Raw genomic sequence first — 14,767 nt, 5'->3', positions numbered from 1 at the left:
GGCTTGACTGGCGTGTCTGTCATGGTCGCCCTCCGTTGGCTTCGGCCCCTGGAATGCGTCCAATCCTGCAGGCCGTGTTTGCGACACCATACCAAAACTGTCGACCGACCCTGTATTGCGTAGCGCGTTTGCGCCTGCTTGTACGTCATCTCGCCTTTTTCAACCTGCTCGACAACGCTCAATTTAAAAGCCAGGCTGTAATCTCGCTGACTGCGTCGAAACCCTTGTTCCATCGGACACTCCTTCTCTGTAACGAAAAAGTGTCAACTTATTCCAGGACGGGTCAGGCGCATAAAAAAAGGCGTGCCCGGAGGCACGCCTTGCGTTCAGACCAGCAATGGCTTAGTCGGCCAGCACCGGCTTGTCGCCGCGCGCGTTCTGGAACAGCGGCACGGGATCGTTGGTATTGACCTCGACCACCGTCACGCCCTGCACCACGCCAGCGACCTGGTAGCCGACGGCGCCCAGGTGACGCTTGCCTTCGGCCAGGTTGGACCAGCTCAGGGAAACAGTCGCCGTGCCGCCCGTGTAGGCCGTGCCCGGCATCAGCGCCTTGAAGCCGCCATTCGACAAGCCCGGCGCCAGCACCCACGACGACAGGGTGTAGTCGGCCTGGCCGTTTTGCGGCGCGAAACCGATCACGCACACCTTGTAGGTGCCGGCGGCGGGCAGGCGCAGTTCCACTTGCTCATTGGAACTTTCATTGCCGCTGCTGCCGACCAGTACATTGGCGGCGTTGTAGACCTCCATGTCCATGTCGGTATGCGCGCCGCCCGTCGTTTCCGAGTCGTAGGTGGCAAAACGCGCCGCCAGGGTGCCGGCCGGGATCACCACGTTGTGCACGTTCACGCCCGTGGCGCCGCCCGCCTTGCAGGCGGCAGATGCGGCGGCGCCCGTCGCCGCCTGGCCGATCGTGCGCGTTTGGCGCACGGCTTCGACCAGGCCCGACTTGACGCCGACCAGCGCACCCGAGAAGCCCGTGCCCAGGGTCAGCACCTTGCTGCCCGTGGCCGCTTCGCTGCTGACCAGCGGAATGGCGGCCAGCGAGGTGCCACGCGCCGTCAGCGGGCTGCGCACCGTGTGCGTGCCATCCGTCCAGCTCAGGGCGCCGTAGGTCCAGGTATTGGCCGGCGCCGTGGTGCGCGTCAGCTTGACCTGGTACTGCGCCCTGGCGCCCGGCGCCAGGCTCAGGCTCGTTGGCGTCACCGCCACCGTGTAACCGGGCAGGCTGGCCGAGACGTTGTAGACGGCGCTGCTGGCGCCCACGTTGGTCACCGTGCGCGTCAAGGTTTGCGTGCCCAGCACGTTGGCCGCCGTCAGCGACGCCAGGTTCAGGTTATAGGCAGGAATGGTACCGATGGCCTGGCAGGTGGCCGGACTGTAGACCTTCAGGTTCAGGCCGCACAGGAAGCGCGCATAGTCGATTTCCGACACGTCGTACACGAGCCCGGGATCGGCCGCGCTGTTCGGCGCGATGTGGCCGGCGCCCTGGCCCCACGGCAGCTGGCCCGAGTTCTTCGCCGTGGCATCCCACGACACGGAACCGTTCAAGCCATCCGAATACGTGCTGAAGGCCGTCGTCATCAGCGCCGACTTGATGGCCGCGGGCGACCAGGTCGGGTGCTGCTGCTTGAGCAGCGCCGCCACGCCGGCCACGTGCGGACTGGCCATCGAGGTGCCGGAATAGAAATCCCACTCGGCGACGGGCGCCGCGCCGCCAGCCGCCACGGCATCGCGCTGTGCCGGCGTCAGGTCGGCCGTCACGCCGGCCAGGATGTTGGTGCCGGGCGCGGACAGGTCGGGTTTCAGGATGTTCGCGTTGGCCACGTTCGGTCCGCGCGAGGAACGGTCGCTGACGATGGGCGCCTGCACCGTCGTGTCGGCGATCGTGTGGATTTCGCCCAATGCCGCCGTGCCGTCCGGATTGGACGCCATGAAAGCCTTCAGCGCGTCGCCCTGCGCCTGGGCCAGGTGCACGGTCGACAGCACGTGCGCCTGATTGACGATGGTGTTGGCGCCGCCGGCCACGTTGGCGATGACCACGCCCGCCGCGCCCGCCGTCTTGGCATTCGCACTCTTGTTGACCAGCACGTTGCCGCCACGGTCGCACACGAGTACCTTGCCCGCCACTTTCGCCGGGTCCAGATAAGCCGGGGCGGCATCGGCCGCGCCGAAGCAGCGCAGCAGATTGACGTCCGTCGGCGGCACGCCGGCCAGGCCCGCGTCGCGCGAGCGGATCAGCGGCAGCGCCGGCGTCTTCGCATTGCTCGATGCGCCTTCCAGTTTCGTGCCGTTGCTGAGGATGACATTGCCCGCATACAGGCGGTTATGCGTGGAATTGGCGACTGTGGCCAGCCACGGGCTGATGTGCGAGACGGGCGCCGGCACGTCGGGCGCCGGCGTGGCCGGGCCGGAATTGCCGCCGGAGGTGGCGACGAAGACGCCGGCCGCCGCCGCGCCGAGGAAGGCGACTTCCGTCGGTTCGTCGAAGGCGCCGCCGCCCGCGTTCGGGCCGATGGAAAAGTTGATGACGTTGACGCCATCCTTGACCGCCTGGTCGATGGCGGCCACGCTGTCGGCCGTGGCGCAGCCGTTGCGGCCGGTCGACGCGGCCGTCCAGCAGACTTTATAGGCGGCGATGCGGGCGCGCGGCGCCATGCCCGAGGCCTTGCCCAGCGACACGCCATTCGAGGTGGCGATGGCGCCGTTGTTGCCGCCGGCCGTGGAGGCCGTGTGCGTGCCATGGCCGCCGTGGCCCGTCAGGCCGGCGACGGAATCGCGCGGCGACAAAAATTCCGTCCAGTGCAGCGCCGAGGTGGAGGCGCGGTAGTAGCGCGCGCCGATCAGCTTGTTGTTGCAATTCTCGGCGCTAAAACCTTCGCCCGTCTGGCAAGTGCCCTGCCAGCTGGCCGGCGGCGCGCCGTACACGACGTTGCTGCCGCTGTGGCTGGGCACGCCGTTCTCGTCGAGGCGGTCGGCAAAGGCCGTGTTCTCGGGCCAGATGCCGCTGTCGACGATGCCGATGATGATGTCTTCGCCCGCGTGCGCCTTGCCGCCCAGCTGCTCCCAGATGTCGCCCGGTTTGTCCAGGCCCAGGAAGCTGGGCGTGTAAGTGGTGTCGAGCTGCAGAATGGAGTCGGCGCTGATGCTGGCCACGCCGCTGTTTTTCTTCAGGGCCCGCACTTCATCGTCCGTCAGCAAGGCGGAAAAGCCGTTGAAGACGACGCTGTACTGGTGCGTGATTTCAGCCGCGCTGACGGTGCCGGCCACGGCGGCCTGCTTGCTGTCGAGGTAGCTCAGGTAGGCTTGCACGTCGGCGGCGCCCACGTTGATGCGCGCGCCCGGGGCCGGCTTGGTGGCGGCCAGGCCGTCGACCTGGCCCGTGTAGGTGGCGGCCGGCTTGTCGACCAGCTGCACGATGTAGGAACGGCGTTCCTGCGCCTGCGCCGTTTGCGCCAGGCTGGCGGCCAGCAGGAGGATGGCGAGTGAAACGGGACGTAATTTCATCTCACGCTCCTTGCACGGTGAACGCGGCGAACTTGCCGGCGCGGCGGCGCGACAGCATGCCGATGGCGCCCAGGCCGGCCAGCAGCAGCATGTAGGTCGACGGTTCCGGCACGGCGCTGACGTTGATATTGTCGAGCGCAAACTGCCCCTGGTTAAAGGCAGGGAAATCGATGGAATTGCTGCACACGCCAGTGTCATTGAAAATGCAGGCGTTGAAGGTCAGGCCCGTAAACGCATAGTTGCTGAAACCGCCCAGCAGGGACGCGCTCCGGAAATGGTAGTTGCCGTCGCTGCCCTGGCCGGGAAACGCCAGCGAAGTGCTGATCACCTGGCCGTTGCTGAGGGTGCCGCTCAGCTGCAGTTCGCCCCACTGCATGTTGGGCAAGCCGGAGACGGGCGCGATGAAGGAATAGTCGAATCCGGCCAGGCTGAACGCCTGGTGGTCTGCACGCGCGAAATTCACGCCGCCATCGTTGAGGATGGCCAGGTAGTTTCCGGTGGCGCCCTGCGGGCAGGCGGCGATATCGCACGACGAACCCACGCGGCCATCGAGAATGGCCCCTACGCCGCTGACGCCGCCACCGGCCGCCGTGGTCGGGTCGGCCAGGAACCGCAGGTTGTAGCTCGACGTATTGAGCGTCTGGCCGCTTTCGTACACGTCGGGACGCAAATTATCGAAGGTCAGGACATCGGCCATGGCCGGCGCCGAGACCAGCACGGACAAGGCGGCCAGCGCGGCCAGGACGGTGGTGCGGCCGCGGGTAGCGGGTGGATAGACGGCGGCGGGTGATACCCGCGCATGTGATGGACGATTCATTCTATTCCCTTGTTTGTTGTGGATAGATAGGTCGGCAGGTCTGTCGCCCGCTTTCAGCTTTTTCACAAAAGTGTCAACAAATATAGCAAATCGCACAAAACAAATATCATATTTTTAATATCATTTATTTATTTTTTATCTAAGCCTGCGAAACTTTGTTTTGTTTTATCTATGAAAGTTTGAGTAACCTCAACGTTACATTGGAACAACAATGCATCGCACTGCAGGCGTGTGCGCCAGCGTGCCGGCGCGACTTCGGATAAGCTCGAAAACCGTGCCTGCGGCCAGCGCAAGCGCCCACCGTCACATCGCGGTACACCTGTTCCATCCTGGAACAGTCACTCCTCCCCTGCCCCGCATGACGCCCGCCCCTGCACCGATGGCATGAAGCTTGCACAACAAGAAGATCGACCGTGCTCAGGGAGCAGCATCATGGAACACTACCAACTGGCCGGCAGCGGCCGCTCAGGCACGCGGCCGGCCCGGCGCCTCCTCGTGTGCTGCGCGCTGGCGCTGGCTTTTTTCCTGCTGGCCGCCAGGCTGGACCTGGCCGAACGGCTGACGCACGCACTCTGGCGCCAGGAACACTGGCAACTCGATGAACTGGCCCTGAGCCTGTTGCTGCTGGCGCTGGCGCTGGCCGGCTTTGCCGTGCGGCGCGGACGCCAGGTGGCGCTGCTGCTGGCGCAGAACCGCGCCCTCACGCAGCGCCTGCTGCGCGCGCAGGAAGAGGAGCGCTGCGCGCTGGCGCGCGAGCTGCACGATGAAGTGGGACAGGACTGCACGGCCATCCGCGCCGCCGCCTGCTACATCCTGCGCGCGCGCGAGGGCGACCAGGCCAACGTGCAGGCCTGCGCCGCCAGCATCGCCCGTTCCTCGGAAGCGCTGCATGCGATGGTGCGCACGATGCTGCGCCGGCTGCGCCCGCCCGTGCTCGACAGCCTGGGATTGGCGCCGGCCCTGCAGGCGCTGTGCGACAGCTGGGCCCAGCAGCACGGCATCGCCTGCCATTTCGCGCCGCACGCCATCCCCGCCAGCCTCGACGACGGCACCGCCACCGCCGTCTACCGCCTGGTGCAGGAAGGCTTGACGAACGTGGCGCGCCACGCGGGCGCCGACCGCGCCACGGTGGAATTGCGCGCCGATGCGCATGGCGTGCTGCACCTGGCCATCGAAGACAATGGCCGGGGTTTGCGCCAGGACATGGCGCAGGAATCCGGCTTCGGCATGCTGGGCATGCGCGAGCGCGTGGCGGGCTTGCGCGGCCATATCCGCTGGATCAGCGCGCTGGGCAACGGCTTGCGCATCGAAGTGGCGATGCCGCTGGCGGCCGGTGCGGCATGAACGCGGCCATGCCCCCGATCCGCGTAATGCTGGTGGACGACCACCCGGTGGTGCGCACGGGCTACCGGCGCCTGCTGGAACAGGGCGGCGACATCGCCGTCGTGGCCGAGGCCGGCAATGGCGAAACGGCGTATGCCCTGTACCAGGAGCACGCGCCCGACGTGTGCGTGACGGATTTGTCCATGCCCGGCATCGGCGGTCTGGAATTGCTGCGCAAGCTGCTGGCCCGCGATGCTGGCGCGCGCGTGCTGGTGTTTTCCATGCACGACACGCCGCAGCTGATCGCGCGCGCGTTTGAGGGCGGCGCCTGCGGCTTCGTCAGCAAGCAGGCCGACCCGGAGCACCTGGTCGACGCCGTGCGCGCCGCCCACGCGGGCCGCCGCTACCTGGACCCGCACAGCGCACCGGGCGCGCTGCACGGTACGGCCAGTGCGGAAGCCCAGCGCTTGAGCAGCCTGAGCCAGCGTGAATTCGAAATCTTCCGCCTGCTGGCCGAAGGCCGCAGCGCCGCCGATTGCGCCCGCCTGCTGCACCTGAGCAGCAAGACGGTGGCCAACCATCAGACCTGCATCAAGGAAAAGCTCGACGTGCCCGGCCCCGCCGCCCTGGTGCACCTGGCCTTGCGCAACGGGGTCATCGAGCACGTCCAGCCTTAAAACGCATAGCGCAAGCCCACATTCACGCTGCGCGGCGCGCCGGCCGCATAGAAGGTCGCGTTGACCATTGGATAGTGGCCGTTCACGGCGGGCAATGGCCGGGCGGCGAAATTGCCGTTGGCGTCGAACCCCGTCGCGCCCAGCTGGGCCGCCGTCGCATATCTGCGGTCGAACAGGTTATTCACCTGGGCGAACACGCTCAGCTGTCGCGTCAGCTGGACCTTGCCGTTCAGCTCGACCACGGCGTAGCCGCCGCTCTTGCCCGCGCCCAGGTACGCCGGCCCGCCCGCCTGGTGCTGGTTGTTTTCATTGCCGCGCGCGTAGGCACTCGACACGGCCGTCATGGCCAGGCCCACCGTCCAGTCGCGTCCGCCCTGATAGTCCACGTGCGCCTTGAAGATGTGGCTCGGTGTCAGCGGTATCCGGTTGCCGGGCGTGATGACGATATTGCCTTCCAGGCCGGGCGCGTCCGCGTCGCTGCTGCTGTTGGCGCTGCCGTTGACGGTTTCCCGGCTTTGGTACGTCGCCTGCAGCCACGTGTAATTGACGCCGAAGTCCAGCGCGCCGGCCTTGCCATCGGCCGCCAGTTCCACGCCCTGATGGCGCGTCTTGCCGAAATTTTTAAAATAGCCAAATCCCGCCTGGTTGTCGGCGACGAACAGGATATCGTCATGGTTTTCCGCGCGGAACACGCCCGCGCTCCAGCGGGCCACCGCGCCCCACTGGCCGCGCACGCCCGCTTCCCACGTCTTCGTCACCACCTGTTTTAACGGCGGATCGCCGGCCATGGCGTTGGGCAGGCGGCACGGGTTGTCCGGGTCGGCGCAACCGAGTTCGATGGCCGTCGGCGTGCGGCTGCCTTCGTTGTAGCCGAGGTAGGCGCCCACGCCCTTCTCCGGCGCATAAGCGAGGCCGATGGCGGGATTGAAACGGCTGAAACGGTGGTCGCCGTCGAGCGAGCCGCTGCCGCCGCCGGGCGTAATGGCGTCGCGGTTTCGCACCGTGCTGCGGTTGTAGCGGCCGGAGATGGTCAGGGTCAACGCTTGATTGAACGCCATGCTATCGCTCGCATACACGCTCCAGGTGCGCATGCGCCCGCTCAAGTCGACCCGGTTGTCCACGCGCGTGCCGTCGTCGTCGATTTCCGTGCCGTCGGCAAAGAAGTTCACGGGCGTGATGCTGCGGTCCGGGTTCAGATGGCCGAACTGGCTGGTCTGGCGGAACGTGGCGTGGCTCATGTCGTAGGCGGCACCAGCCGTGACGGCGTGGCGCGCTCCCGCCGCGTCGGCCAGCGCCGTGAACTGGCCGGAGAAGCCATAGTTTTCCTGCGCGGTATGGCTACGGTTGAGCATGCCGTTACATTTTTCGGCCGGTTCATCGTTCAGCAAGACGTTGGCGATGCAGCGCCACTTCGGGAAAGGCGTATTGATTGCATTCGCCCCGCTGGCGGGAAAGCCCGTGTAGCCGGCCGCCGCCAGCGCCGCGCGCTCGGCCGCGCCGGGCTGGTAGACGGATTGGTCGAGCGACTCGTCGTTCAGGTCGCCATTAAACGTGTGCGTGTCGATCTTGCGGTAGTACACATTGCCGGAGAGCAGCAAGCCAGCGCCGGCCTGGTGCTTGCCCGTCAGGTTCAACAGGGTCGACCTGTTTTCCGTCAAGTCCGGCTTGGTGTAGACGCTGCGGTAATCGCGCGCCAGCAGGCGCTGCTCCTGCAAGCCGTTGCCCGTCAGCGCATTGTCCGCGTGGGCCACGGTGACGGCGATATCGGTGCGCGCATCGCTCCAGCCCAGCTTGCCGAAGACCTGGCGCACGTCGGACGGCGAATCATCGCGCCAGCCGTCTTCCTTGAAGCGGTTACCCGTCACATACCAGTGCCAGCCCTGCGCATTGCTGCCGCCATGCTCGACCTCGACGCCGCGCCGTTGATCGGAACCCAGGCGCGCCTCGACGGCCGTGCCGGGGCTGGTCTTGCCATCCTTGGTCTGCAGTGCCAGCGCGCCGCCCAGAGTGTTCAGACCGAACAGGGGATTCGAGCCCGGCATCAGGGTCAGCGAAGATATCGCCATGCGCGGGATCAAGTCCCAGCTGACGACGTCGCCAAACGGCTGGTTCAGCCGCATGCCATCGAGATACACGGACAGCCCTTGCGGCGTGCCCAGCAGGGGCGAGGCCGTGTAGCCGCGGTAGCTGACGTCGGGCTGGAACGGGTTGTTCTGCACCTCGTTCACAACCACGCTGCCCAGGTTGCGGCGCAGGAAGGCGGAAATGTCGAGCGCCTGACTTCCGGCGATCTGCTGCGCGCTGGCCGTCTGCACGGGCGCGGCGAGCGCATCGCGCGGCTGCTCCACGGTGGGCAGCGGCATGCTGCCCGTGACGATGACGGTGGGCAAGTCGCCCGAGGCGGCCAGGCTTGCAACCAGGCCGGTGTCAGCGGCAAGGTCGGCGGCCTGCGCCTGGCACACGGCCATGGCGGCGGCGGCCAATAAAGTCAGTTTCATGCGTGTCCCCGGTTTTATCATGGTTTTTATGTCTGTCCAGTATCGGACAGCCACCATTAATGAACTAGGGAAAAACTCCCGCCGTGCAGGGAATTGAAAACACCTGATAAAACCGTAGCGAGCGGAAGGGGAGCGTGGCCGAGAAGCGCAACTGTGCTTGCGCGGGGCCGCCGAGGCAGTGAGCATCGCAAGCCGTGCACCACGACGCGCAGTAGGTTTGATCAGGTGTTTTAACGTTGCAAGGGCAAATAACTCTGCTTAAGCTGGCGCAAGACGAAGCTCGACTTGCTGTGGCGGATGCCGGGAATTTTATACAGGCGCTCGCGCAGCAGGCGTTCGTAGTCGCGCGTGTCGCTGACCGCGATGCGCAAATAATAATCGTAGTCGCCGGAGACGAGGAACGCTTCCAGCACTTCCGGGATCATGGCCAGCGCGTGGCCGAACTCGAACAGGGCCTGGTCGGAATGGTCGTCCAGCGTCACTTGCACGATCACGGTATCGGCCAGTCCCACCTTGGCCGCGTTGACGTTTACCGTGTAGCCCTCAATGACGCCATCGTCTTCCATGCGCTTGATACGCGCCCAGCACGGCGACGACGTCAGGCCCACCTTGGCGCTCAGGTCATGCAGGCTGATGCGGGCGTCCTGCTGCAGGGCCGTCAGGATGGCGAGGTCGAATTTGTCCAGCTTCATTCTGTTCTTTCGATATTTTGCAGCAAATTTTGCTGAATATCGCATTCTATACGAGAAAACCAGCAGCCTTTTCTGCCGCATCAGGCAGAAAATAAGGCCATGAAATCCGACCCCGCTCCCCTCCTCGCTCGCGCATCCCATAACGGCGCCAGCACCCTGATCGACACCCTGCTGGCGCTGGGCGTCGACACCGTCTTCGGCTACCCGGGCGGCGCCGTGCTGCCCCTGTACGATGCGCTGCATGCCCAGCCCCGCCTGCGCCACGTGCTGGTGCGCCACGAGCAGGCGGCCGTGCACGCGGCCGAGGGCTATGCGCGCAGCACGGGCCGGCCCGGCGTCGTCTTCGTCACGTCCGGCCCCGGCATGAGCAATACCACCACGGGCTTGCTCGACGCCCTGTGCGACTCCATTCCCGTCATCTGCATCAGCGGTCAGGTGGCCACCACCAGCATCGGCACCAACGCCTTCCAGGAATGCGATGCGCTGGGCATCTCGCGCCCCGTCACCAAATGGAACCGGCAAATCCAGTCGGCCGACGAGACGGCGGCCGTCGTGCGCGAAGCGTTTATCCAGGCCACGCAGGGACAGCCCGGTCCCGTGCTGGTCGATTTCCCCAAGGATCTGCAGCTGGCGCGGGTCGAGGAAACGGTGGCGCTTGCCCCCAACATGCCGGCAGTGGCGCCCCTGCCGGCGGCCTCCGACCTGGAACGGGCCGCCAGCCTGATCGCCTCCGCGCGCCGGCCCGTGTTCTATGGCGGCGGAGGCCTCGTCAATTCCGGCCCGGAAGCCTGCGCCGCGTTCGGCCAGCTGGTGAAACTGGCGGCCGCGCCTTGCACCCTGACCTTGTTGGGCCTGGGCGCCTTTTCCGCCGCGCACCCGGCCTTCCTCGGCATGCTGGGCATGCACGGCACCCTGGAAGCGAACCTGGCCATGCACCATGCGGACCTGATCGTCTGCGTGGGCGCCCGCTTCGACGACCGCGTCACGGGACGGCTGGACGCCTTCTGCCCCGGCGCGAAAATCATCCACGTCGATATCGACCCGGCCTCGATCGGCAAGGTGGTGCGCGCCGACGTGGCCCTGCGCGGCGACTGCGCGCCCGTGCTGGCGGCCCTGCTGGCGCAGCTGCGCGGCCGCCTGCTGGCGGACCGCCAGCCGTGGTGGCAGCGCATCGACGGCTGGCGCGCGCAGGACTGCCTGGCCTTCGACGACACGCCCGACGTCATCGCGCCGCAGGCGCTGATGCGGCGGCTGCAGGCGGCGCTCGACAGCATAGATGGCGGCGACGCCATCGTCTCCACCGACGTGGGCCAGCACCAGATGTGGGCGGCCCAGCACCTGCGCTTCGAGCAGCCCCGGCGCTGGCTGACCTCGGGCGGCGCCGGCACCATGGGTTATGGCTTGCCGGCCGCCATCGGCGCACAGATCGCCCACCCGGATGCCTGCGTCGTGTGCGTCAGCGGCGACGCGTCGATTTTGATGAATATCCAGGAACTGGCGACGGCCGTGCAGCACCGCCTGCCCGTCAAGGTGGTGCTGTCGAACAATGGCTACATGGGCATGGTGCGCCAGTGGCAGGAACTGATACACGGCGGGCGCTACAGCCACAGCTACACGGAAGCGCTGCCCGACTTCGTCGCGCTGGCGCGGGCCTTCGGCTGGCAGGCGCACACGGTGAGCCGGCGCGACGAGCTCGACGCGGCATTGACCGAGTGCCTGGCGGCCGACGGCCCGTATTTTCTCGACGTGCGCGTGCATGGCGCGGAAAACTGCTTCCCCATGATGGCCCCCGGCGCGGGGCACCATGAGGTCACTTTATCCAAGGGAAAGGTGTACAGCGAGCGGTAGGTCGGATTGGCGGCGGGACGCCGCGTCATCCGACATGTGCCGTCAACAATGGCGTCGGATTACGCGAGGCCAGGCCTCGCTAATCCGACCTACGCCCTCAATTCCAGATTCTGTAGATCCAGTAACTCTCATCGTCGCGGATGGCGCGCGCCAGCTCCGTGGGACTCAAACCCGTGATTTCGCGCGTCTCGCGGCAGAAATGCGCCTGGTCGGCGTAACCGCCGCTGGCGGCCACGTCGGACCAGGACGCCGTGCCCTGCAGGATGCCGCCGCGCTCGTCGAGAAACAGCTGTTCCGCGCGGCGCATGCGGCGCAAGGTGCGCATGGGCTGGCCGGCCCAGGCCTTGATGCGCCGCTCGATATGGCGCGCGCTGCTGGCCAGGCCCGTCGATGCGGCCTGCACGCCCAGCCGGCGCACCCAGTCCTGCACGGCGCCGGCCGGATGGTCGCCATTCTTGCGCGCCAGCAGCCAGCGGGGCGCCAGGAAATCCTCCACCAGCCTGACGCGGGCGCCATCGTCCGGCGCGGCCAGCACGGCGTCGGACAGGGCCAGCCAGTCGGCATCGAACAGCGCGACGAGGGGGCGGAACTGGTCCAGCAAGGCATCCATCGATATGCCCGTCAACGCATGCAGGGCGGCCGGATAAAACATCACGACAAACGAGTGCACGGGACCGGGGTTGTAGCTGACCAGCGGATACGAACGGGGGCCGCCGAACAGCGCGGGCGGCATGCGCACGTCCGGCAGCGACAGGCCCGGCGCGGCCGCTTCCACATCGCCCGCGACGGTCCAGATGATGCTGCACATGGGCACGGCAGGAAAGCGGTTCAGGCGCTGGGCCGGCGGCAAGGGTGCGCAGCCCGTGGTGTCGCGCACGAGGATGGCACGCACGCAGGAAGCGAGCGCGGCGCGCGGGGCGATCAAACGGGTCTGGGGCGTAGGGGTGGCTGGCATGGCGACGATTGTACCGGCAATTTCCGGCCGCGCACGATGTCGTATTCGTTCAATACAAACGGACCGCAATCGCGTAGAGTGTGGCTATTATTGCAAGCAATCCTCGTACTTTCACCGTATCGACAGGAGATGTTCATGCCGCCACTCGACCACGCCGCCGCGCCCGCCATCGCGCGGCCCTTGCGCCAGATCCGCCGCTTGCCGGGGCCGTTCGCCCTGCCCATCGTCGGCAACAGCCTGCAGATCAAGCTCACGCGCATCCACCGCGACGTGGAAGAGTGGGTGCGGCGCTACGGCCCCTACCTGCGCGCCTGGTTCGGCCGCACCCTGGTGCTGGTGGTGGCCGACAGCGAGGCCGTCGGCGCCGTGCTGCGCGACCGGCCCGACGGTTTTCGCCGTCCCCTGAGCAGCTCCGTCGTCTCCGACGAAATGGGCGGCGTGCCCGGCCTGTTCCTGGCCGAGGGCACGGAATGGCGCAACCAGCGCCGCATGGTCATGGCCGGCATGGCGCCCGGCGCCATCAAGGCGTATTTCCCTGCGCTGGTGACGGTGGCGCAGCGCCTGCAGCGGCGCTGGCATCTTGCCGCCACGCAAGGCCAGGCGATCGACCTCGACGGCGACCTGAAACGCTACACGGTCGACATCATCGCCGGCCTGGCCTTCGGCACGGAAGTCAATACGCTCGAATCGGGCGAAGACGTGATCCAGCGCCACATGGACGACATCCTGCCCGCCGTGGCGCGGCGCAGCCTGTCCATGTTCCCGTACTGGCGCTATGTCAAGCTGCCCATCGACCGCCGGCTGGACCGCGACGTGGCGGCCCTGTCCGCCGCCGTGGCCGACCTGGTGCAGCAGGCGCGCACGCGCATGGCGCGCGATCCGGCACGGCGCGAGCGTCCGCCCAACCTGCTCGAAGCCATGATCGCCGCCGCCGACCTGGAAGGCAGCGGCGTGACAGACCGCAACGTGGCCGGCAATGTGCTGACCATGCTGCTGGCGGGCGAGGATACGACGGCCAACACGGTGTCCTGGATGATCTATCTGCTGCAACGCCATCCAGGCTGCCTGGCCAAGGCGCGCGAGGAAGTGCGGCGCCTGGCGCCCGACGCGACCCAGTTCACGATCGAGCAGATGGATAGCCTCGACTATGTGGGCGCCTGCGCCAGCGAAGCCATGCGCCTCAAGCCCGTGGCGCCTTTCCTGCCCGTCGAGGCGCTGCGCGACACGGTCATCGGCGACATCGCCGTGCCGGCCGGCACGCTCGTGTGGTGCGTGATGCGCAACGACACGGTGTCCGATGCGCACTTTCCCGACCCGCAGGCCTTCCAGCCAGAGCGCTGGCTGGCCGAGGGCGGCGAGGCCAACAACAAGCGCGCTTCGATGCCCTTCGGCGCCGGCTTGCGCACGTGCCCGGGCCGCTATCTGGCCTTGCTGGAAATCAAGATCGCCATGGCCATGCTGCTGGGCAGCTTCGACATCGCCGGCGTCGACACGCCCGATGGCGGCGAGGCGCAGGAACTGATGGGGTTTGTGATGTCGCCCATCGGCCTGACGATGCGTCTGGCGCGGCCACAGTGATACCATGGGGGGAATCTCAGTCAACGTGCTTTCCCCCATGCAAATTCACCTGGAATCGCCGCAGCAAGCCGACGTGCAGACCCTGATCGCCGAGCTGGATGCCTATCAACAGACCCTGTATCCGGCCGAGTGCGTCTACTCGCTGGACCTGGCATCGCTGCCTCCTGACACCCTGCTGTTCGCCGTCGCCCGCGATGCAGCAGGCGCGGCGCGCGGCTGCGGCGCCATCGTCGTCACGCCCGCTTTCGGCGAGGTCAAGCGCATGTACGTGCACCCGGACAGCCGCGGCCTGGGTCTGGCCAAGCGCTTGCTGGCCTTGCTGGAAGAGCAGGCGCTGGCGCGCGGCTGCCGCTTGCTGACGCTGGAGACGGGCATCCACCAGCCCGACGCCATCGCCCTGTACGCGCGCCACGGCTACCAGCGGCGTGGGCCGTACGGCGACTACCGCGACGATCCATTCAGCGTGTTCATGGAAAAACTGCTGCAGGCGGCGGCATGAGCGCGCCCGCCGACAGCCTGCTCGACATCCGCGCCCGCCTGCGCGCCTTTGCCGACGAGCGCGACTGGGACCAGTTCCACACGCCGAAAAACCTGGCCATGGCCCTGTCCGTGGAAGTGGCGGAACTGGTGGAGCACTACCAGTGGCTGCCCACGGGCGCGGATAGCGAACTGGACGAGGCGAAGCGCACGGGCATCCGCCACGAACTGGCCGACGTGCTGATGTATCTGGTGCGCCTGGCAGACAAGAGCGGCGTCGACCTGCACGCAGCGGTGCTGGACAAGATGGAACTGAACGCGCAGAAATACCCGGCGCAGCAGGTACGCGGCGACGCGCGCAAATACAGCGAGTACTGATCCCCCAGCCGTGCGTG

General features: G+C 66.9%; 11 protein-coding genes and 1 pseudogene. 6 read left to right on the top strand and 6 right to left on the bottom strand.

The genetic code is table 11. The features are described from left to right. From ACQ4W4_RS20120 to ACQ4W4_RS20110, 3 genes and pseudogenes are all read right to left on the bottom strand, one after another. Positions 1–233, bottom strand: a pseudogene (locus ACQ4W4_RS20120) (IS3 family transposase); the annotation flags it as partial. Positions 234–342: 109 nt separating this feature from the next. Beyond that, positions 343–3,507 (bottom strand): S8 family serine peptidase, encoded by a 3,165-nt coding sequence (locus ACQ4W4_RS20115; protein WP_436543443.1) that lies wholly within the window; start codon positions 3,505–3,507, stop codon positions 343–345. Position 3,508: 1 nt separating this feature from the next. After that, a complete protein-coding gene (locus tag ACQ4W4_RS20110; protein ID WP_436543442.1) occupies positions 3,509–4,324 on the bottom strand; it encodes an NF038120 family PEP-CTERM protein in 816 nt (271 codons plus the stop codon). A 432-nt stretch (positions 4,325–4,756) separates the two neighbouring features. Between ACQ4W4_RS20110 and ACQ4W4_RS20105 the strand changes: the two genes are divergently transcribed. Then, the gene (locus tag ACQ4W4_RS20105) at positions 4,757–5,668 is read left to right on the top strand and encodes a histidine kinase (RefSeq protein ID WP_436543441.1); all 912 of its coding nucleotides are present in this window, start codon (positions 4,757–4,759) and stop codon (positions 5,666–5,668) included. An 8-nt stretch (positions 5,669–5,676) separates the two neighbouring features. Beyond that, positions 5,677–6,324, top strand: a complete 648-nt coding sequence (locus ACQ4W4_RS20100) for a response regulator (protein WP_436543440.1) — start codon at positions 5,677–5,679, stop codon at positions 6,322–6,324. On the opposite strand, the gene ACQ4W4_RS20095 is transcribed toward ACQ4W4_RS20100, so the two are convergent. Beyond that, positions 6,321–8,822: a TonB-dependent receptor gene (locus ACQ4W4_RS20095; protein ID WP_436543439.1), complete on the bottom strand. Its 2,502-nt coding sequence runs from the start codon at positions 8,820–8,822 to the stop codon at positions 6,321–6,323. The genes ACQ4W4_RS20100 and ACQ4W4_RS20095 overlap by 4 nt on opposite strands. 230 nt (positions 8,823–9,052) lie before the next feature. Continuing rightward, positions 9,053–9,514 (bottom strand): Lrp/AsnC family transcriptional regulator, encoded by a 462-nt coding sequence (locus ACQ4W4_RS20090; RefSeq protein ID WP_070217690.1) that lies wholly within the window; start codon positions 9,512–9,514, stop codon positions 9,053–9,055. Positions 9,515–9,613: 99 nt separating this feature from the next. Here ACQ4W4_RS20090 and ilvB point away from each other — a divergent pair, with 99 nt between their 5' ends. Continuing rightward, positions 9,614–11,362 carry a biosynthetic-type acetolactate synthase large subunit gene (gene ilvB, locus ACQ4W4_RS20085; RefSeq protein ID WP_436543438.1) on the top strand — a complete coding sequence of 583 codons (1,749 nt, stop codon included), beginning with the start codon at positions 9,614–9,616 and terminating at the stop codon, positions 11,360–11,362. Between the two features lie 97 nt (positions 11,363–11,459). On the opposite strand, the gene ACQ4W4_RS20080 is transcribed toward ilvB, so the two are convergent. Further along, the gene (locus ACQ4W4_RS20080; RefSeq protein ID WP_436543437.1) at positions 11,460–12,317 is read right to left on the bottom strand and encodes a helix-turn-helix domain-containing protein; all 858 of its coding nucleotides are present in this window, start codon (positions 12,315–12,317) and stop codon (positions 11,460–11,462) included. A gap of 135 nt (positions 12,318–12,452) precedes the next feature. Here ACQ4W4_RS20080 and ACQ4W4_RS20075 point away from each other — a divergent pair, with 135 nt between their 5' ends. The 3 genes from ACQ4W4_RS20075 to ACQ4W4_RS20065 are packed head-to-tail and all read left to right on the top strand — an operon-like array spanning position 12,453 to position 14,750. Further along, positions 12,453–13,895 carry a cytochrome P450 gene (locus tag ACQ4W4_RS20075; RefSeq protein WP_436543436.1) on the top strand — a complete coding sequence of 481 codons (1,443 nt, stop codon included), beginning with the start codon at positions 12,453–12,455 and terminating at the stop codon, positions 13,893–13,895. A 37-nt stretch (positions 13,896–13,932) separates the two neighbouring features. Then, positions 13,933–14,394: a GNAT family N-acetyltransferase gene (locus ACQ4W4_RS20070; RefSeq protein ID WP_436543435.1), complete on the top strand. Its 462-nt coding sequence runs from the start codon at positions 13,933–13,935 to the stop codon at positions 14,392–14,394. Then, on the top strand, positions 14,391–14,750 hold the full coding sequence (locus ACQ4W4_RS20065; protein WP_436543434.1) for a nucleotide pyrophosphohydrolase: 360 nt from the start codon (positions 14,391–14,393) through the stop codon (positions 14,748–14,750). The genes ACQ4W4_RS20070 and ACQ4W4_RS20065 overlap by 4 nt, the downstream gene beginning before the upstream one ends. The last annotated feature ends 17 nt before the right edge of the window (positions 14,751–14,767 follow it).

Source organism: Janthinobacterium glycogeni, assembly GCF_051380725.1.
Classification (GTDB): Bacteria; Pseudomonadota; Gammaproteobacteria; order Burkholderiales; family Burkholderiaceae_D; genus Janthinobacterium.
The sequence above is the reverse complement of the archived record's forward strand: the minus strand, read 5'-3'. Positions and strand labels throughout refer to the sequence as shown.

Bases quoted from the DNA above. Each gene is read 5' to 3' on its own strand.
- ACQ4W4_RS20115 (WP_436543443.1), bottom strand. From the start codon at position 3,507: ATGAAATTACGTCCCGTTTCACTCGCCATCCTCCTGCTGGCCGCCAGC.
- ACQ4W4_RS20110 (WP_436543442.1), bottom strand. From the start codon at position 4,324: ATGAATCGTCCATCACATGCGCGGGTATCACCCGCCGCCGTCTATCCA.
- ACQ4W4_RS20105 (WP_436543441.1), top strand. From the start codon at position 4,757: ATGGAACACTACCAACTGGCCGGCAGCGGCCGCTCAGGCACGCGGCCG.
- ACQ4W4_RS20100 (WP_436543440.1), top strand. From the start codon at position 5,677: ATGCCCCCGATCCGCGTAATGCTGGTGGACGACCACCCGGTGGTGCGC.
- ACQ4W4_RS20095 (WP_436543439.1), bottom strand. From the start codon at position 8,822: ATGAAACTGACTTTATTGGCCGCCGCCGCCATGGCCGTGTGCCAGGCG.
- ACQ4W4_RS20090 (WP_070217690.1), bottom strand. From the start codon at position 9,514: ATGAAGCTGGACAAATTCGACCTCGCCATCCTGACGGCCCTGCAGCAG.
- ilvB (WP_436543438.1), top strand. From the start codon at position 9,614: ATGAAATCCGACCCCGCTCCCCTCCTCGCTCGCGCATCCCATAACGGC.
- ACQ4W4_RS20080 (WP_436543437.1), bottom strand. From the start codon at position 12,317: ATGCCAGCCACCCCTACGCCCCAGACCCGTTTGATCGCCCCGCGCGCC.
- ACQ4W4_RS20075 (WP_436543436.1), top strand. From the start codon at position 12,453: ATGCCGCCACTCGACCACGCCGCCGCGCCCGCCATCGCGCGGCCCTTG.
- ACQ4W4_RS20070 (WP_436543435.1), top strand. From the start codon at position 13,933: ATGCAAATTCACCTGGAATCGCCGCAGCAAGCCGACGTGCAGACCCTG.
- ACQ4W4_RS20065 (WP_436543434.1), top strand. From the start codon at position 14,391: ATGAGCGCGCCCGCCGACAGCCTGCTCGACATCCGCGCCCGCCTGCGC.